The following is a 19,068-nucleotide window of genomic DNA, read 5'->3' as shown; positions in this document are numbered from 1 at the left end:
TTGAACTACGGAATGGCTGATTTTTCAGAAATGGTACATCGTCGTCTTAAGTGATGTTCTAGTTCTTTTTTTATCCGTATAATCCCTTATCATAGAAATCAATTTCTTACTGTTTAAGTAATTTCAGATAAAAAAACACTTCTCGAAAAAATCGAAAAGTGTTTAAAGTAGTATATTCTTTATAGCGAACTAAGCTTCTACGTATTTATTCCACAACAATCTGTTTACTCTGCCCACTGCAGTTTGTAAAATCAACACTAAAGGTGTCAGTTGAGCTATCGTAAGCGATGCCTTCACTCATCGATAAAATTCCATTGTAGTCTTTGGGAATTTTGATTTTCATTCGGCTATTGGACTGCGTTGGATCTGAAAGAGTAAAGGTCTTTTTTGTTCCCTTTATTTGCCTCATGAGAGAAACTGGTTTATCAGAAGCAATTCCAGCTGCCTCTCCTCCAGCTGCCCGCCAAATATTGATACCAGTATAACCTTCAGCAGGTAGTTGGACTGCCTGTATATCCGCAGAGTTTTCAAGAATTTCTACTGGTTTTTCTCCAGCATAGACTTTTAAATCGGCTTCACTGATTCCCGGCAATATTACATAGGCATACTCTGCCCCAACCGGCTGCTTGCCATGATTAATCAAAAACTTCTGGTAACTGCCGTTGTATTTCTTATCGCTCGGAAAGGCTTCATTAATTTCAGTATAAGTCCCTGTTCTGGTTTCACTGACAACCTCTACTACTTCTTTTTGCGGAAAATAGTAACCTATGGACGCTTCGTCATGATCTGAGTCCAGCAGTAACCATTCTTTATTACTTTGTTCTGTCGGGGTACTGATAGGTCCATTATCTGACAATACCTGATAGTTAAACGCCTCGTTCAGAAGACGATTATCAACGACTGTTTCTATTGAAGCTGTGGTAGTTCCTGTAATTCCAGAACCCAACGCAACAATTTGACCATTTACTACAAACCAAGATTTTTTGCCCTTCAAATCCATCGGTAGAACCGTTCCATTATTTTTAGTTCCTTCTTTATTTAGTGCCATCCCCACTACTGCCTGATTTTCAAAAGAAACACCGCCAACCCATTTTTCTTTAGAGGTTACTGTTGTAAATGCGGAGACCTCATCCTTTAGTGCAACAGTGTCTACAGTGGTTCCCGGCAGCCGATAGGGATCAATCGTTGGCCAGTATGACTGATTAAACTGGACACCGTCATTCGTGTAAAGGTACATCATTCCATCTGCTGTATGCCAGCCACGCTTATTTTCCTTATTGCCTGCTTCAAAGGAAGAAATACGGTTGGAATACAAACTCAAGCTCATCATATATTCTGGCGTCCGCTGAACAAAGCGATCCATAGAAGCATACATCTTTGTTCCAATGAAAGGCAGCTGATCTCCTGAAATAGAAGTATCATCCAGCAATGACAGTGTCATCCTTAAATCATTGTAATCTCTAGTATTTGTCAAATAATAATCAGGATTTTCCTTCATCCAGTATTTTACAGCTTCTTTGAGTTTTTGCTGATAAGTATCGGGAGCAAATTGAGCGACAATCAGTAAATTGTACATCGTTGTCGAACCATAGCCTTGTTTTGTTAGAGCCGGCGCTCGGGAAATCGACCGTCCGTTGACCCCTGGCAGCATTTCTCCCTGGTATATCAAAGGTAAAAATGCCCGATCTACATTTTCTACAAAAGCTTGAACAACCTCAGAAGATAGTTCAAATTCAGAATCGTTAGTAATTCCAAGAATTTGCCCCACCCCCTTAATCAGTACATTACCATAAGAACCAGTATAAGGAATCGTATTGTGCTGAATAAATGAGCCATCTTGATAAAATCCATCTCCTTTATCAACCAATTCAAACACATCGACGATACTCGTTGATGCCTGTCTAATTTTATCAGCATTTTCCTGCAGTATTCCTAATCCCAGAACAGTCTGAGCTAAATCCGTCCGGTTTGCCCCAGAGGTGACAAAATTCGGAATAAATGCCAAATCAACAAAGGTTCCTTGAGGCTTTGTATATAGCTGCTTGAATGGATCAGGTACGTACCCGCTGATTGCGTCCGTATAGCGAAGAAGCTTTTCCTTTGGAACCTCATCTCCAAGAATCATCAATGTTCCAACAAATTTTTGAGGAACACCAATCTGCCAATCCCACCAATTTCCATGGTATTTTTTACCATCATAGCCTTTTTTCAACAACATGAAATCCAATCCAGCTTGAACCGTCTTACTGATTGCAGGATTTTGATAAAAGCTGGTTCCTTTTGTTCCGTATGCCAATGTGAGTTTTTGAAGCTTGGTAAACTGAGTAGTCAAATCTGCTGAAGGAGTATTTCCCGGTTCTAAAGACCACAGAAATGTTCGGTCAGGATTCTTATCCATTGTCTGATAGAGAGCTTCTGCTTCCTCTGAAAGCTTCTGAACATAATTGACTACTTCCTGAGATGAATCATCATACTGATCAGAAACCAGCTGATTCCGCCATTTTTCCTGTAGTTGGTCATACGTATCCGTTTCATTCTCCAGCGGAGCTTCTCCTTGACTAACAAGAGGAACAGTTTCCTTTGTCAGTTTGAGTTCTTCAGCCCATACTGCATTTGGCTGGTAGAGCAGCAGCCCGACCATCACTGAACAACTAATCACTAAAATAGACTTCTTACGTAATACTTTTACCATTCGTACACATCCTCTTCTATTTGATTGCAGCTCTCCCCCGATATCCTTGAATCAACTGTTCTTCTTGCATTAAAACCTATTTGAAAACCTCCATATGTCAGCTGATCCTTCTCACTCCCCTCTTAGTTACAATGACAGATACTGGAACTCATTTTTTTACCAACAATTACCGGAAATCCGTAGCTCTCTTGACTATTATTTTATTAAAGAATGCCTATTTGACATGTCTGAGCTTTTCCCAAAGATAGAAAAGCTCAAAAAAATGAAGGCATAAAAAAATATGCAGCTCCGAGAGCTTCAATTCTTAGCAACTCTGTTCATTTAGAGATTGATGAAATCGGAGTGAAGTGAGCTGCTTCTGGAATACCGTTCATTCGGGTTTTGAGCAAAGAAAAGAGTGGAAACTTATTGTCCCACTCTCCTCTTTTCAACGTTAACCTAAAATACCAAATGCGCTCAATGCAATCGAAAGAATTAAAATAATCCAGATAACACGGGTAGAATTTAGTTTTTTCTGTCCCAGCATCCAATATGTTAGGATGACTAATAAAATCGGTACTAATGAAGGTAGTATAGCATCTAATGTATCCTGAATTACCAGCTCAACACCATCCTTTTTGTAAACGAATGGTACCGTTGCTTTGACTACTGATGGAATGAGTGCACCAATCACAGTTACTCCCAATACGGTTGCCGCATTGGTAAAAGCAGCTAGCTTATCCTTTAGTGTTGTTACAAGCTTAACTCCCTGCTTATATCCTAGCGGAAGCAAAGCTGCCCGAGCAAACAGCAAGGCAATATTAGCGATTATCCAGATGACACAGCCGACGACAGACCCGCTTTGAGCCAGGGTTCCTGCAACCGAGCCGAAAATGGTTCCCCAGATAACGTGAAACAGGGAATCACCGACACCGGCTAATGAACCCATTAAAGCCGTTTTCAAAGCGACTATTGTTTCTTTCGCTTTGTAACCGTCCTGCTCTTCGATTGCCACATCAATCCCCATAATCAGATTTCCAAAAATTGCATTTGTATTAAAGAACTGATTATGTGTCCGCAGCATATCTTGAAATTGTGTCTCATCATGTCCATAGAATTTTTTCAGCACTGGTAAAATACCGTAAAGATAACCTGTACTCATCATTCGCTCATAGTTCCAGTTCAGCTGACTACCTAAAATATAGCGCCAGCTAATTGCATTCAGCTCTTGTTTTGTTAATTTTTGATTACTCATCCCCGTCATATCCTCCTTCAAAAGTATCTGTTCCCGTAACAGCTTGAGCCGTACCTTTCTCGCTGTCACGTTTGAAAACCAGCATCGCTGCCACCACTCCGATAATTGAAATACCTAACATTGGCACTTGTAGATAGGCAGCTAAAAAGAAGCCAAGCAACAAATAAGGAATATATTGTTTTGTCGGTAAATATCGTAATAAAATTGCCACACCAACTACCGGTAAGACACCACCAGCAGTTTTTAATCCGGTCATCAGCCATTCAGGTGTGTTTTCAGTAATCGTTGTTACCGCCGCATCTCCCACAAGCAGCATCAGCAAAATGGGAATTGCTCTGGATAATCCCCATAAAAATGAACCTGATAAAACAAACTTAGGAATTCGGCTAACCTGCATGTTATCAATCGCTTTGTCCACACGATGCAGTAAATAGACATTACAGAAGCGGGCAACAACATCTAGTTGAAGCATCAACAGGGAAACAGGAACAGCTAGTCCGATGCCGTATTCTGCTCCTTTACCAGATAGCACAGCAAATGCTGTTCCCAGCACCGCACCTGTAAAGTAATCCGGTACAGAGGCTCCGCCAAATGCAGCAATCCCCAGACGCATCAGCTGTAATGTTCCTCCAACCATTAATCCAGTGGTTAAGTCTCCCATGATTAGCCCTGAAATCATTCCGGCGATAGCCGGTTGAGTCAGCGTATTTGAAATAAGTGAATCATTAATCGCAATAAATGCATAAATAGTAATAAGAATAATTTGGTATGCTTCTAAGTGCATGGTTCTTTCCTCCTGAATTTAGTTTCGTAGTTTTTCCATAAAATCGATAGATGGATCATTAGGTACCAGCTGAGCGGTAATTTTTACTCCCTTTTCTGCAATTCCTTCAAACACAAGCTCTTCATCCTTCATAACTTTAATGCTCTTGGTTATCTCTCTGGCGCCTTCTTTATAGCTCATGTTGCCGACATTCACAGCCGTAAGCTGACCGCCTGCTTCAAGATATCTCAGAACATCTGTCGGATTCTTGAATAAAAGAAAAAGTCTCTGTTTTCCATATTTTCCTTTTTGGATATTTTCTGCTGCAGCCTCTATAGTCAAAACTGATAAACGCATCGTTGTCGGTGCAGCCATCCGCAATGAAGATTTTTGCAGCGGATCTGCTGCAGCTTCATCGTTGATGACAATAATTCGCTGTGTATTCAAACTCGTCGACCAAATCCCAGCAACCTGTCCATGAATAAGGCGCTCATCGATTCGTACATTGACGATGACGGCTTTTCCTTCAAACTCTTTGTATTTATCCAAGTCTGCGTTTGCTTCAGAAGTTTCTTCACCTTTTTCCGAGCGTTTAATCTCAGCTTTGACATCCACCATACTGCCTTTTGAAAGATTAAGCAGTTCCTTTACAGTGATTTGCTGATTGACTGCCGCTTCAATGACCATTGGAAGCGACATTCCCGCTAATATATCTACCTCTTCTTCTTCCATATAATGCTTAGCTGCCACATTACATGGCGTTCCTCCACCTAAGTCTGCTAAAATAAGTACTGGCTTGTTAAGGGCTTTCATTTTCAAAAGCAATTCGTTTTCGAACTGGATATTATCGCCGTCAGGCCGCAAAGAAACCGTATGTACTTGTTCCTGCTGCCCAACAATCATTTCCAAACTGCTTTTTATCCCTTCTGCCATCTCACCATGACTTATCAATACAATATTTTTCACTTAATCCCCTCCTATTGGTTTAAAATGTTCTCACTTAACATGTTATGTCTTGCGTAAACCTACTATATCACATATCAACTCATTCGTAAACCTAATATCTTAATATATTGAATTTTATTTTAAAATTTTGACCATGGTTATTTTACTCCATATGTTATAAAAGATAAAGCGATTGCTAATCTCAAGTTGACATGTTATCCTTAAATAGATAGATTTCTTCAAGAACGCAAGTACTGGTACGCTTTTTTAAGCACACTCTCTGCAAAATAAATTTTTTAAGTAACACGATAGCTATCTCAAAGAATTGGACTGAATAATCTTGTTTACTTCACTGATTCTTTCATCTTCTCGCTTTCTATACAGGTAGAGACTGCTTGATTTTTCCTGTATAAGCGATGAATAATCTATAATAACTATGTCATAAAAAGGAGGTTGCTATGATTCCTAAATACGAACAAATCAAACAGGAGCTCATGAGCGAAATAAAAAATCACAAATTTATTCCTGGAGATAAATTCTATTCCGAAGCTGATATCAAACGAAACTATTCTGTCAGCTCCATTACAGCGGTGAAGGCTTTAAACGAACTGACCAGCGCAGGCTACCTATACCGGATTCAGGGGAAAGGCACCTTCGTGTCAAAATCAAAGGTCTCACAAAGTGTAAAGTTTTCAGATATTGAGCTGCATTCGTTGGATACCGAAAAAATTAAGGTCCTCTCTATCGAAGAGGAACAGAACCCGGAGATACTAAAAGAATTAGGTTTGCCAGCTCACAGCTCTTACTATAAAATCAAACGTGTCCGTTCTTTTGGAGATATTCCCTTTCTGGTTCATATCACTCATTTACCTAAGAAGCTAGTCAAAGAACCTATCAATACTGATTTATCTGCCTACGCAAGCGTCTACGAGCGGGTACGTAAAGACTTTAATCTCGATCTCTTTTCATTAGCCTCTATAGAAACGAATGAGATTGTTTTCCCGGATGATGCTGAGCTGCTGAATCTTTTACGGTTAAGCTTTAGAGAACCTGCAGTCAAGCAGGTCAAACACTCCTATTTACCAGATCGTAGTGTTGCAGAGTATATCGTCAGTTATAAGCACTGGAAATATTTCAAAACAAAAATAGAAGTGGAAGCTGAGTAGCTTCCACTTCTATTTTTGTTAGCATTTCATTTTTTCACAATTGGTGCTGCCGAGAAGGATAATTCCGTAATCTCAACACCTTCTGTTTCAAAAATAACGACTTCGTTTGCTCCCTTTTGTAAAAATTCTTTTGGACAGTATAGCGTATGAATTGGACCGTTCTGCCAATAGCGCCCAAGGTTTGTTCCATTTACAAAAACAACCCCTTTACCATATGTTGAACAATCAATAAATGTATCACTCAGCTCCTCTAAATTGAACATTACTTTATAAAATGACGGCTGTTCAGAATTTTCTCCTGCTTCGTAATCAATCTTTTCCAGCTGCTCTGCAGTTAGCTCCAAAGGATAATGTGTATACCCTTGATGGAAGTGAATATCCTGCATAATTCCTCCTCGGATGCCCTTTGATTGCGTCGGACTGTTCAGCTTATAGCCATAATTGACTCTACCCAAATTTTCAATCAGCACATCCAATGCGATGGTGTCTTGGCCTGCTTGTCCCTCAATCGAAAACTCTTCTCCTACAGTTTCCTGATACTGGGTGATTTTATGTGTTCCATTTACATAAGCTTGGATGCGGTCTCCCGCTTCTACAAATTTTAGCTTGTTTTCATGAGAATAATTTTTAAGCGTTAGCGAGTACAGCATGTAGCCATATCCGGAGCCAGCTTGCTCCATCGTCAAAGGATAAGAGGATTCAATCGGCTGGGTGATCGCTTCTTTCGTTTGAAATAGGGAAACACTGGCGGTTACAGGGAATGCCCCCAAGCTGGCCAGCTGTTTTTTGCGAGGTTCAGCCTGCCAGACCTCTGGACAAACTTCTCGAATTGCCTGCTGTACTAAATAATATTTTTCTGTCGGTTCACCTGCTTCTGTCAGCAAAGCGTCATAATCATAGCTTGTAACTTGAGGTAAATCCGTCGTTCCTCTTGCTGAACACCCATTGTAAAAACCAAAATTTGTGCCGCCGTGAAACATGTACAAGTTCAATGAACCAATTTCCAGCATCTCCTTTACTTCCTTAGCTAAGTCTTTGCCGTCTCGTTTGATAACAGGCTCTCCCCAGCGATTAAACCAGCCATCCCAGTATTCCATACACATAATCGGCCATTTCTTTCCATGCCTCGACATGAACGCCTGAAGCACTGCGGCATTTTCTTTTGAATGACTGCCAAAATTCCCAGTGACAAACACATCATCTTCAATTAGCGTTCCCGCATCCAGCACTTCATCCCAGGAGCCGTCAGAAGTAAACAGCGGCACTTCAACACCGCAGTCTTCCATCAGCTTTTTCGTTTGACGCAGATACTCCTTATCCATACCATAAGAGCCAAACTCATTCTCAATCTGCATCATAATGACGGGACCGCCCTGAGTCACCTGTAGAGGCAGCAGCTTGGGCAATAGAACATTGAAGTACCTGCGCACCTTTTCCATAAACTTCGGATCTGTTGACCGCAGCCGCAGCCCATTTTCCTTCAACAGCCATGCCGGTAGTCCGCCAAACTCCCATTCAGCGCAAATATAAACAGACGGACGTAAAATAACCATTAAGCCTAACTCTTGTGCCAGTCCTACAAAAGCTTCAATGTCTTTTAGCCCGGAAAAATCAAATTGTCCTTCAACCGGTTCATGAATATTCCAGGGAATATATGTCTCAACTGTATTTGCTCCGAGTGCTTTCAGATTATATAGGCTATCCTCCCATTGTTCAGGCGTTAAACGAAAGTAATGAATTGCTCCGCTAATGAGTTTTACTGGCTGACCATCCAGTAGAAACTCTTCTTTTATCTCAAATGTTTCCATCTTCTCTCTCCTCACCAATATCTTTGCCAATCTGGTTTTGCTAACCGCATTAAAGCTTCAAAATAAAAATAGTCGCCCCATAAATTCGGTTCGTCAATCCCCTTTCCTTCAGCATGGGCATATACGCCATGCAAAAGCAGCCCTTCATTATCAGGAGCTGTCTGAGCTGTGTAATGTTCCCCCAGCTGATAAACCATCCCTCTTGCAATAGCTTCTGCATCTGAGTAAGCAGTCAGCTTTTCAGCCTCCAACAGTCCGCAGGCAGCCACTGCCAACGATGAGCTGTCTTTGTCTGAAGGATTCTCATCATTGAAATCAAAATCCCAATAAGGCACTAAGTCTGCTGGAAGCTGTTCCAGAAAAACATCAACAATCCGGCTATAAACAGCTGGAACAGAAGGCTGATTCCGTCCGCTTTCATCTAAAGGAATTCCTAATATTGCCCAGCTTTGTCCTCTAGCCCAAATAGAAGCATCACTGTTTCCCTGATGGGTTGCGCCATGGCTGGGTGCCCCCGTTTCAGTATCAAAATAGAAGGTGTGAAAAGTTGAAGCATTCGCTCTGATAACTGTTTTTAAAACAGTTTGGTAATGTTTTTCTCCAATCTCTGCATAGCGAGGCAGACCAGACACCCGTGTCGCTTCAAACAGCAACGGGACATTGATTAGAGAATCTATAATTAAACGGTATTCTTTCGGATCACCTAGTCTTCCCCAAGCCTGTATAAAATTCCCCTTCGGCTGAAAGCGGGCACTTAAAACATCTGCCGCTTGTAAAAGTGTTTTTTTGCACTGCTGATCGCCAGTAATTCGATAGCCGGCACCTGCCGATAAGCTATAAAGAAAGCCAATATCATGGTGATCCAGCACAAAGTGATCATCCAAACGCTGCTGAAAGCTGTCAATATTCTTCAACGCTTGCTGCTTGAACTTTTCTTTTCCAGTCCATTCATAAGCAAGCCACAACATCCCTGTCCAAAAGCCGTTTGTCCAATCATCATTGGCCTTGATTCGGTATTGCCCATTAACCGCTGAAGCGGACGGAAACTGATTGCCGAAGCGCAGCATATTCTTTTCAAGCTGCTGAATACAAAAATCAATCTGATTATTTAGCCATTCTTCTGTCAGCTGCTGGCCTAAATTAATCAGGCATTGTTTATTTTCATGAAGAGTCACTTTGTCCATCTCCTTAACTTGTTAACATGTTAACTTATCTCATTATAGCTTACTTCTGAAAAAAAAGCGACCTTTCTAATGGGTTAATTTATTTTCCTATTGAAAAAAATAGAAACAGAGCTGGAATAGTTATCTCCTTGCTCTCCAGATTAGTCCCAACATTCTTTTCTATCAGCAAAAAAGCTTGGAACAAAATCAGCTGCTTTCTGATTTTGATTCCAAGCTTTATCATTTTACTCTGACAACAAAAATTACTGCTTTTTCATCTCAAAAAACTCAGCTGTTCCGCCCAAACACTTCAATTTGAGTTAAGGCCGGAAATGGTGATTCGTCAGCTGCCTTCTTCATATTTTTTAAAGTAACTGTAGTTGTTTCCTTTTCTGGAAAATGGACATCCTGAAAGTTTAATGAATTATCCGTTAAGACAGTCAGCAGCTCTCCATCAGAAAACTCCAATGTCACCTCTGTCCAATAGCTGTCATGAGGATAATCTCCTCTAAGCAGCAGACGAATCCAGTCAATACGTACCTTTCGGCCAAAATCAATCGTCAATGCTGCATCTTTTTGCTGATTGATTCCCCATGAAGCAAAGGGGTACTTGCCATGAGAAAGATTGCCATATTTTCCGTCAATCGCATTTTTAGCGAAAAATACAGCTTCTCCCCTTGTTTCTACATTTGCTTCTGCGTGAGGATAGGCTCCTGACGCTTCCTTTTGATCGTGACTGTTCTGAGAAAGATTCTGATAACTGTTAACTTCAAAATCATACGCTTTTCGAACCATCAAATGGTGCCGCTTAGAACGAAAACCTGTTTCAACAGAAGCAGTCATTGCTTCTTCAGTTGTAGGAATATGATACTCCCACGATGTTTGAGGCAGATAAATCAGTGTTGGCGCCAATGTTTCATCTAGCTGAACAACGAAAAAGGAATCTTCTAACTCTGTTGTTACAACGATTTTATCTCCATTTTTATACACGTAATCCTTAATGGCTAAAACAGCCATTTCTTCGCCAGCTGCTTCAAATGCACCATTTTCTGTTTCATCATCCAGACGCCCTGTAATCAGAATATCCTCACTCGTCTTCAATGCTACTTTTATCATTCTTTATTCCCTCTCTTCTTTTGTATATAAGCCGCCAACCAAACTAATCAAGCGATGCCGTCCGCTTGGCAGCTGTTTCTTTAAATATGGAAAACTTGTTCTTGGAAAAAACAATGAAGTATTCGGCTCAGGCTGCACAATATATGCTTCTTCAAAGCCTTCAATATTGATAATTTTAGACGTTAGGGGTCCTTGCTGAACCGATGCCGTCTCCTTACTTCCAGTTGTCTGCGGCTTGCGCTCCTCAAATCCAACACTGAAGCCGCCTTCTCTTACCTCTAGAGGAAATGCTGTTTCAATCTCATGAAAGCGAACGTGCCACTCGCCAAAAGGATAAATTTCTGTTCGAATGTTCACTCCTTTAAATGGTGACCATTGATGAACAACTTTTTCCTCTGACAGTTGATAGCTTTCTGTTTCACGTTTTACTCGAAAACAGTTGCCGTCTACAGAAATCGCTAACGTATTGTCAAAGGCTCCTTCTTCATAGCGAATCCCTGCTTTAGGCACGCTAAAGCCAAATTTTGTAGAATAAACAAACTTGCTGTATTTCGCTTCTCCATGAGCCTGTCCTTCTACAAGCATTCCTGCTGGAAAGCCCAGCACATGCGCGCCATTGCTTTCATGAAGTAATAATAGCCGACCTTCTTTTACAAGCCGTTTCTCATTCCTTTTTAAATAGATTGGCTGAGCCTGCCAAAAAGGATGCGTCTCCTCAACAGCTAAAAGTAAAAATGTTTTGAAAGCCCAATATGGAGAACCTGGTGCATTGTAGCCCTCTGCCATTACCAGATTTTCATAGTGATAGCCAATGGACAGCCGTCCATCAAACGTGAAGATATCATGATCCATCCATTTTTTCATATGCTTGGACATGATTCCTTTCATCACTCCCCAAGGCACGGCTTCAACATCAGCAAAAACTAAAGCTGAAAAAAAGGCCGCCTGAGCAAAACGATAAGTTAAGCTTCGTCCATAAGGCAAGGCTTCTCCGTCAGCATCAAAATAATGCAAGAAATCCTGAGCGAAGCGGGTCGCCCGTTCAATAAATATCTGAGACCGCTCTGGATCTTCTGCCCCCATAAACTTGACATAAATTAACCCATAGTAGTGAAAAGCAAAAGGAATATAGTAATCCCTTTGTGTCTCTTTCCCATCAACATACCAGCCTTCACCAACATACATCCCATCGATGAGCAGCAGCTCTTTTTCTAACGCTTCGTGATTCAATACTTCTCCACATTGATACAATGCAATTCGAATCAGAACTTTAAAAAACATCCAGTTATTCTTAGGAATCTGCCGGTCAAGCGCCTGAGCCATCCACTGAATAAGAGTTTGCTGCTGTTTTAATGGCAGCTGTTCCCAAAAATATTCCCTGTGCAGCAATAGTGTGAGTGATAACGCCGCCATTTCCACAATATACTGGTCGTAATTCTCAACATCTCCCCAATATGCCGCATTCGCAGAATCGGTACCGGCAGCCAGCTTGTTTAAATAAGCGTCACGCAGCTGATCATCCTTTTTCAGCGTCCAATAAGGAGCCAGTCCCCACAGCGGACGAATAAGCGCTTCCATATCCGCCCGCTGCTGATTGTAAACTGCACCACTACTGCCAAGATGCACTCCTGGAAAATCAGAATGAATAATTTCTTCTCTAATCGGCTGAATCAGTTTTTCCATTGCCTGAGCATAATCCTCTCTAGTTAAGAAATCATTGTCCCACTGTTTCATCATTGCCGTCCTCTCCTTTGTCTACTGCAAAGGATAACAAGAGGACAAAACTTTTTCAACTGCTCATTTGGGTACGCTCTCACAAAGTCTTAAGCTAATTATAGACAGGAAAATCGGCTTAATCTATTGGTTCAAAAGAAATATGTTCATTCTTCCCAAAATTTGTGCACATTGAATGAAATAAACAGAAGTACTTAACTTGAATAATCTAAAAATTAGAAAAGAGAAACAAAGAACATATGAAAATAACTCTCATAAAAAAATTATGAGAGTTAGTATTATTTTAAATAGAAATAGCTGGCACTGCGATTCTAGCACCTAGCTCAGGCTGCGCTCCATAATTAAAAACCGGACCTGACTCATAAGATAGCTTATAGCCATAATCAGCTGGGATGTATTTTTCTATTGCTTCATACACCTCATCGATAATCTCGCTAAAAGACTCCTCATTTTCATAAGGAGCACTTTGGAAAGACAACATGATGCTTTCCGGTAGCTCTACAACCTCATAGCCTTGTGGAAGTATTTTATCATAATCAAACGGAACCTCAATTCCCGAAGCCGTTTTTGCAAAGCCCTCACTCAAAAATTCCGGCAGAGTCAATAGAGCAGCTGGCTCAAATTTTTCCTGAATGCTATTTTGCAGACCTTCCCAGTCACAGCCCATCTCTTCACAATAGGAGAGATAATCATCTGCATGGTGCGCAGGAAGAAAGAGCAGTTTGCGTCTTGGTTTGTGTTGAACGGTAATTGTGCACCTGCTGTGCCGATTATGGATTCTGGATGCTTCCTTATGTTCTAGAATAGCATAATAATGACTTAAGGGATGCATAGTGAATAAAGGCAGGGGTATTCTCTGATCACGATATTCTGACGGAGTCAGTCCGAATCTCTTTTTAAAGGAGCGAGTAAAGCCCTCGTGGGACTGATAGTGATTTGTTAGAGCAATTTCCAAAATACTTGTTTCCGTTTTTAACAGTTCATTGCTGCTTTGAGTCAGTCGAACTGCAGCGATATACTCCTGTAAAGTTACTCCTAGTTCGGTTTTAAACATTCTATCAATCTGTCTTCGCGAGTAGTTGACCCGCTCACATATCTTTTTAACGGAAAAATCTTCTTCCTGAAAATGAGCAGCAATATATTTTTGTATTTCTACAATTACTACCACCTTATCCATATGGTTTCACCCTCTTTTTCTCCACTATAAAGTATCAAAAAAAATTGTCTTGATTTAACTAGACAATTTTCTTATTTCTATAATAAAGCCTGCTGCTCATTATCCTCCGGACTAACTATATCGTCGAACCTAATTCAAACTATATCTTTATTCCTCAGTGGGCTAAAAAAATAATGGCCTGAAAATCGATGTATATCATCCCTATCTCAAGACTGGCTGTTTTCTTTTCAAAACTTATTCATCATAACCGTGATAAGTTTTCATTGCTTCAATCTGTTGTTGGTACGATGTTCTCCCTTCCGGTATAGCATTCGCTAGCTGCTCTAACGCTAAAATTGCCCGCTTTTTCAGCTGAAAACTGATACCGCCGGTAATTTTAATGACACCGAACCCAACAGCTACGGTAATCTGATTTGACTTAATAACCTCGCTTTGATGGTTCTCTATGAACGCTGGTTCATTTTGAATTTTTAACGAGTCCAGATAGTCGAAGCCCCATGTAGTAGAAATAAATGCCGGCAGCTCTTCGAAATCCTCTAAATCATCGTCTTCTGCTAAACGTTCTTCCAACATACGAAGCGCATCATTACCAGTATCATTGCCAAAAGGTGCATAGTCATCTGTAATATTATAATAGATTTCATCGGTAAAATGCTTCACAAAAAAAGGATGTGATGTCTCTCTGGCAACGCCTGCCTCTTCGTCATCATAATAATAATTGATTTCTGACGATACATCCTGCCAGCCTGTTTTATCCGGCAATTTTTCTGAATGATAATTCAAAAACAAGGTCAGGCATTCTTCAATTTCTCCTGTTTCCTTACGAAATTGCTGAAGCTGTCCCTCATTGTCAAATTGAATTTCAATAGTATAGAGGCCCTTTTCCCAAGCCACTTGAATAAAAGGACTGCTTTCAAATGCGGGACTGGCTTCCAGTATTAAAACATGAAACTTCCCTTGGCTCAGCTCTGCAAATGCGTTGGTAATCGTCTGAGGGGTAACTGATTCAATTACTTCATTTTCGTTAAACAATTCGAAGACTCTCTTTTTTTCCATAGCTAACACTCCTTAGCTTTCTATTTTTAAAAGTAGGGAAGACATTCATGCGCCCATGCCCTAAAACTGAATAAATGATATTCCAAAGTTTCTCTATGCTTCTAGGATTGGATAGTGAGAATAGTGTTTCTTGACAATTTCTGTATTGTCCACCTCATTGCTGAAGTACAGCGCAAGAGATGCGTGGATATTTATCATCAGTAGCTACTTGTTTTTCAAGACAGCATACTCCTTTCACATTCATCTTCAATGCCATAAGTAAATATAACATAGGCAGCTTCAAACAAACAATACCGTTTCTACCTTGTAATTAATTTGAACTACCTAAAAAAACGATTCTGTCGTATTTTTTTAGTGGAAAATTTGCCGGTACTTTTTAAGTGTTCAAATACAAAAAGGTTCAACAAACAGATAAAATGAAATCGCCTAAAATTACAGATTAAAAGTGTCACAGAAGGATTGAACAACAAGAGCAAAGTCATCAAACGTGTAGTAATGCTGTAAAATTTTATCCTCTTCATTCTCGTATTTATATTGTTCAAAGACTTATTTTTTCTCCGCATAAAAGAAAGAACTTGAAACAGCATCAGGATGTTTCTGCATTTGTTTCAAGCTCTGTGAGTTTATTCAGCTTTTGTCCTACTAACACAATTCAACCAAGAACCAAAAAACTCGCAGGTTCCGCCAGATGACGGTCCTCCGAGTTATTTTTTTACTATTCATTCATTTACATTTTTACGATTAATCCAGCTTTTTACCGTTGGACTCGATTACTTGCTTGTACCAGTCAAATGATTTTTTCTTATAACGGTTCATGCTGCCTGCTCCATTATCGTCTAAGTCGACATAAATAAAACCGTAACGCTTACTCATTTCTCCAGTGGAGGCACTAACTAAATCAATACAGCCCCATGGCGTGTAGCCCATCAAGTCAACTCCATCCTCAATAGCTTTTTCCATTGCTAAAATATGCTGGCGCAGATAATCAATTCGGTAATCATCCGCTACATAAAAGTTCTCATCAACCTGATCAATCGCTCCCAAGCCATTTTCGACAATGAACAACGGCTTCTGATAGCGGTCATACAACTCATCCAAGGCTATCCGCAAGCCTTCTGGATCAATTTGCCAGCCCCACTCGCTGGCTTTCAAGAACGGATTTTTTACTCCGCCAAGCAGATTGCCATTCACTTCTTCGCTTTTTTCAGTAATCGTTACAGCAGTAGACATGTAGTAGCTAAAGCCAATATAATCTACCGGGTAAGCCTTCAGCAAGTCCAAATCACCTTCAAGGATTTCCAGTTTTTCTGCGTCCACACCATATTTTTTAAAGATACGATTAGTATAAGCTGGGTATTCTCCCCGAACCTGTACATCTGTACAGAAGAAATTGAATTCCTGATTTTGTTCCAGAGTTGCCATTTGATTGACTGGATTTGCATCCAGGCTATACGTTGTCGCATAAATAATCATACAACCAATTTTGAGCTCCGGATTTAAATCATGTCCAATTTTGACGGCTTTGCTACTGGCGACAAATTGATTATGCCATGCCTGAAACAGATTTTGTTTATCTCCGGCACCCGTTTGTTTAATTAACCCTTGGCTTAAAACAGGCATGTGAAATGCTGAGTTGATTTCGTTAAATGTCATCCAGTACTTCACCTTTTCATGGAAACGGGTCAGAACTACCTGAGCATAACGCTCAAAGAAATCAATCAGCTTACGGTTCTTCCAACCGCCGTATTCAACTGCCAAATGAAGCGGCATTTCGTAATGGGAAATCGTGATAACAGGTTCAATCCCATAGGTCAGGCATTCATCAATCATTTCTTCATAAAACGCTAAACCAGCTTCATTTGGTTCAAGCTCATCTCCTTGTGGAAAAATACGTGCCCACGCAATAGAGAAGCGATAGCATTTAAAACCCATTTCAGCAAACAGCTTGATATCTTCCTTAAAACGATAGTAATGATCAATGCCCCGATGATTAGGATAGACATACTTCTCTTCATCAATCGACCAGTCAAAAGTCTCGCTGGAAAGGACCGCCAACCGTTCTTTTCCGCCTGGCATAGCATCAGCAACTGAAAGTCCTTTGCCGTCCTCACGATACCCGCCTTCCAGCTGATTAGCTGCTGTCGCTCCACCCCATAAAAATCCCTCTGGGAAGCCTGTCGTTTTTTTCATGTAATTTCTTCCTCCATTCCGTTTTTCTAAACCTGCTTTTATTTTACTACAACTAGAAAATCTTCTCCGTGCAGAACATTTTCCTGAGATAAATCAAGAACATCTAAAAAGCTGTTGCTGTTGGTAATAACTACAGGGGTTTCAATAGAATACCCTTTACTCGTAATTAATTCCGGATCAAATTGAACCAGTAGCTCTCCTTTTGAAATCTTATCACCAGCTTTAACAAATGTCTCGAATCCTTCTCCATTTAACTCAACCGTATCCATCCCTACATGAATCAATAGTTCAATTCCTTCGTTTGACGTAATACCTATTGCATGACCTGTTGGAAAAATAGTCGTTATTTCTCCATCAACAGGAGCATAGACACTACCATCCGTTGGACGTATAGCTAAGCCTTTACCCATTGCACCAGAGGCAAACACATCGTCCTTCACTTCAGATAAAGAGAAAAGATCTCCGCTGATTGGACTTGCTAAAACCAATTTTTGACCATTTTCAGAGCCTGCTTCTTTCTTACTTTCTGCCTCGATAACTTCGTTTTTTGTTTGTCCGCCTTCTTCAAAACCTAAAACAAGTGTCAGGACAAAGGCTAAGATGATAGCAATCCCTGTACCGATGGCTGCAGAAACAATTCCAGAAGTATCACTTGAATCTGGAGCAATAAAACCTGGCAAACTAAAGACGCTAACTAGACCAAAAACATAATTTTTTGCACCGCTGAAGGCTACAAAAGCGCCCCCAACTGCACCACCGATACAAGCTGCGATAAATGGTTTCTTAAGCGGCAGTGTAACTCCATAAACCGCTGGTTCAGTAATTCCGAAGATAGAAGTCAATGCGGCTGAAAGAGATAAGCCTTTCATTTTTACATCTTTACTCTTAAGGAAGACAGCCAATGCTGCACCACCCTGTGCCATTACTGCCGGCAATAGCATCGGCATCATTGTATCAATACCGCCGCCGGCTTCGGAAAGGTTCAGCATCATGATTGGCACGAAGCCCCAATGCATACCAAACATTACAAATACTTGCCATAATCCACCCATCACAGCGCCAGCCAACAACGGACTCAAGCCATAAATTGAATTATACGCACCGCCAAGCAGGTTCCCAGCAACTGTTCCAATTGGTCCAATTAAGATAAAAGTTAATGGCGTCATTACTAAAAATACAGCTAAAGGAACGCAAATGATTTGCAGCGCATTAGGAATGACCTTTTTAAAGAAACGTTCTACATACTGCATAACAAAAACGGCTAGAATAATCGGAATAACAGAGGATGTATAGCCGCTTGCCCCTAAAATTACCGGTATACCGAAGAAGCTCAATTCTGTTCCGGCTAAAGCATTAATACTCGGATGAACCAGTGCCATCGCTAAACAGACTGCTAAAAACTGATTCGTATTGAACTTTTTAGCTGCTGTGAAAGCCAGTAAAATCGGCAAGTAGGTGAACAGTCCGTCCGCAACTGCAAAGAGTACCAGATAAACACCTGAGTCAGCTGCCAACCACCCCATAGTCAAAGCTAACGTCAAGAAGCCTTTTAGTACCCCAGCTCCTGCCATCGCTCCTAAAAACGGTGTGAAAATGGAAGATATAATGTCAATCAGACGATTAAAAATATTACCGTTTCCTGAGGCAGTGTCTTCATGTCCTTCATTGCCTAAGCTGCTCTGTGCCAGTAATTCCTTGTAGACATCATTTACATGACTGCCGATTACGACCTGATACTGACCGCCGCTTTGAACAACCTGAATGACATCAGGGTCATTTTTTAAATCTTCCGTTTTCGCAACGCTTTCATCCTTCAGATTGAAACGTAGTCTTGTTGCACAATGGACGACTGTGTTTACGTTGGACTCTCCGCCAACCAGATTTAGTACCCGTTTTGCTATTTCTTGATTTTTACTCATAGATATACCTCTTTCTTTTTTTATATAAGAAAAACCCAAATTGAAAAAACAGTAGCACAAAACAAACTTGTACCTACTTGTCTTTTCAATCCGGGTTTAGCCTGC

At 40.6% G+C, this 19,068-nt stretch carries 13 protein-coding genes; 1 reads left to right on the top strand and 12 read right to left on the bottom strand.

All coding sequences use genetic code 11. The features are described 5' to 3' along the window. Positions 1-205: 205 nt before the first annotated feature. The 4 genes from ACYSNQ_RS02635 to ACYSNQ_RS02620 all read right to left on the bottom strand — a co-directional run bounded on the left by ACYSNQ_RS02635 (position 206) and on the right by ACYSNQ_RS02620 (position 5,655). Entirely contained in the window at positions 206-2,692 is a 2,487-nt protein-coding gene (locus ACYSNQ_RS02635; RefSeq protein WP_426081243.1) for a polysaccharide lyase 8 family protein, read from the bottom strand. A gap of 433 nt (positions 2,693-3,125) precedes the next feature. Continuing rightward, positions 3,126-3,926: a PTS system mannose/fructose/sorbose family transporter subunit IID gene (locus ACYSNQ_RS02630; RefSeq protein WP_426081242.1), complete on the bottom strand. Its 801-nt coding sequence runs from the start codon at positions 3,924-3,926 to the stop codon at positions 3,126-3,128. Then, positions 3,919-4,710: a PTS mannose/fructose/sorbose/N-acetylgalactosamine transporter subunit IIC gene (locus tag ACYSNQ_RS02625; protein WP_426081241.1), complete on the bottom strand. Its 792-nt coding sequence runs from the start codon at positions 4,708-4,710 to the stop codon at positions 3,919-3,921. Before ACYSNQ_RS02625 ends, ACYSNQ_RS02630 begins: the two co-directional genes overlap by 8 nt. Before the next feature lie 18 nt (positions 4,711-4,728). Beyond that, entirely contained in the window at positions 4,729-5,655 is a 927-nt protein-coding gene (locus ACYSNQ_RS02620) for a PTS mannose/fructose/sorbose transporter subunit IIAB (protein WP_426081240.1), read from the bottom strand. A 437-nt stretch (positions 5,656-6,092) separates the two neighbouring features. Between ACYSNQ_RS02620 and ACYSNQ_RS02615 the strand changes: the two genes are divergently transcribed. Then, entirely contained in the window at positions 6,093-6,800 is a 708-nt protein-coding gene (locus ACYSNQ_RS02615) for a GntR family transcriptional regulator (RefSeq protein WP_426081239.1), read from the top strand. A gap of 26 nt (positions 6,801-6,826) precedes the next feature. On the opposite strand, the gene ACYSNQ_RS02610 is transcribed toward ACYSNQ_RS02615, so the two are convergent. The 8 genes from ACYSNQ_RS02610 to ACYSNQ_RS02575 form a co-directional block, all read right to left on the bottom strand. Then, positions 6,827-8,608: a glycoside hydrolase family 35 protein gene (locus tag ACYSNQ_RS02610; protein WP_426081238.1), complete on the bottom strand. Its 1,782-nt coding sequence runs from the start codon at positions 8,606-8,608 to the stop codon at positions 6,827-6,829. 11 nt (positions 8,609-8,619) lie between these two features. After that, positions 8,620-9,783 (bottom strand): glycoside hydrolase family 88 protein, encoded by a 1,164-nt coding sequence (locus ACYSNQ_RS02605; protein ID WP_426081237.1) that lies wholly within the window; start codon positions 9,781-9,783, stop codon positions 8,620-8,622. A 276-nt stretch (positions 9,784-10,059) separates the two neighbouring features. After that, the gene (locus ACYSNQ_RS02600; protein WP_426081236.1) at positions 10,060-10,887 is read right to left on the bottom strand and encodes a hypothetical protein; all 828 of its coding nucleotides are present in this window, start codon (positions 10,885-10,887) and stop codon (positions 10,060-10,062) included. Positions 10,888-10,890: 3 nt separating this feature from the next. Then, entirely contained in the window at positions 10,891-12,624 is a 1,734-nt protein-coding gene (locus tag ACYSNQ_RS02595) for a DUF2264 domain-containing protein (RefSeq protein ID WP_426081235.1), read from the bottom strand. A gap of 280 nt (positions 12,625-12,904) precedes the next feature. Continuing rightward, on the bottom strand, positions 12,905-13,798 hold the full coding sequence (locus ACYSNQ_RS02590; RefSeq protein WP_426081234.1) for a helix-turn-helix transcriptional regulator: 894 nt from the start codon (positions 13,796-13,798) through the stop codon (positions 12,905-12,907). 234 nt (positions 13,799-14,032) lie between these two features. Continuing rightward, complete coding sequence (locus ACYSNQ_RS02585; protein WP_426081233.1) at positions 14,033-14,854, bottom strand: hypothetical protein; 822 nt, start codon at positions 14,852-14,854, stop codon at positions 14,033-14,035. A gap of 741 nt (positions 14,855-15,595) precedes the next feature. Then, complete coding sequence (locus ACYSNQ_RS02580; protein ID WP_426081232.1) at positions 15,596-17,044, bottom strand: glycoside hydrolase family 1 protein; 1,449 nt, start codon at positions 17,042-17,044, stop codon at positions 15,596-15,598. Between the two features lie 38 nt (positions 17,045-17,082). Next, complete coding sequence (locus ACYSNQ_RS02575) at positions 17,083-18,963, bottom strand: beta-glucoside-specific PTS transporter subunit IIABC (protein WP_426081231.1); 1,881 nt, start codon at positions 18,961-18,963, stop codon at positions 17,083-17,085. Positions 18,964-19,068: the final 105 nt, after the last annotated feature.

Source organism: Enterococcus sp. LJL51, assembly GCF_054871795.1.
Note: the sequence above shows the minus strand (reverse complement) of the source record. Positions and strands in the feature narration are given on the sequence as shown.

Coding starts and splice junctions, on each gene's coding strand:
- ACYSNQ_RS02600 (WP_426081236.1), bottom strand. CDS start 10,887: ATGATAAAAGTAGCATTGAAGACGAGTGAGGATATTCTGATTACAGGG.
- ACYSNQ_RS02630 (WP_426081242.1), bottom strand. CDS start 3,926: ATGAGTAATCAAAAATTAACAAAACAAGAGCTGAATGCAATTAGCTGG.
- ACYSNQ_RS02615 (WP_426081239.1), top strand. CDS start 6,093: ATGATTCCTAAATACGAACAAATCAAACAGGAGCTCATGAGCGAAATA.
- ACYSNQ_RS02595 (WP_426081235.1), bottom strand. CDS start 12,624: ATGATGAAACAGTGGGACAATGATTTCTTAACTAGAGAGGATTATGCT.
- ACYSNQ_RS02575 (WP_426081231.1), bottom strand. CDS start 18,963: ATGAGTAAAAATCAAGAAATAGCAAAACGGGTACTAAATCTGGTTGGC.
- ACYSNQ_RS02635 (WP_426081243.1), bottom strand. CDS start 2,692: ATGGTAAAAGTATTACGTAAGAAGTCTATTTTAGTGATTAGTTGTTCA.
- ACYSNQ_RS02625 (WP_426081241.1), bottom strand. CDS start 4,710: ATGCACTTAGAAGCATACCAAATTATTCTTATTACTATTTATGCATTT.
- ACYSNQ_RS02590 (WP_426081234.1), bottom strand. CDS start 13,798: ATGGATAAGGTGGTAGTAATTGTAGAAATACAAAAATATATTGCTGCT.
- ACYSNQ_RS02585 (WP_426081233.1), bottom strand. CDS start 14,854: ATGGAAAAAAAGAGAGTCTTCGAATTGTTTAACGAAAATGAAGTAATT.
- ACYSNQ_RS02580 (WP_426081232.1), bottom strand. CDS start 17,044: ATGAAAAAAACGACAGGCTTCCCAGAGGGATTTTTATGGGGTGGAGCG.
- ACYSNQ_RS02610 (WP_426081238.1), bottom strand. CDS start 8,608: ATGGAAACATTTGAGATAAAAGAAGAGTTTCTACTGGATGGTCAGCCA.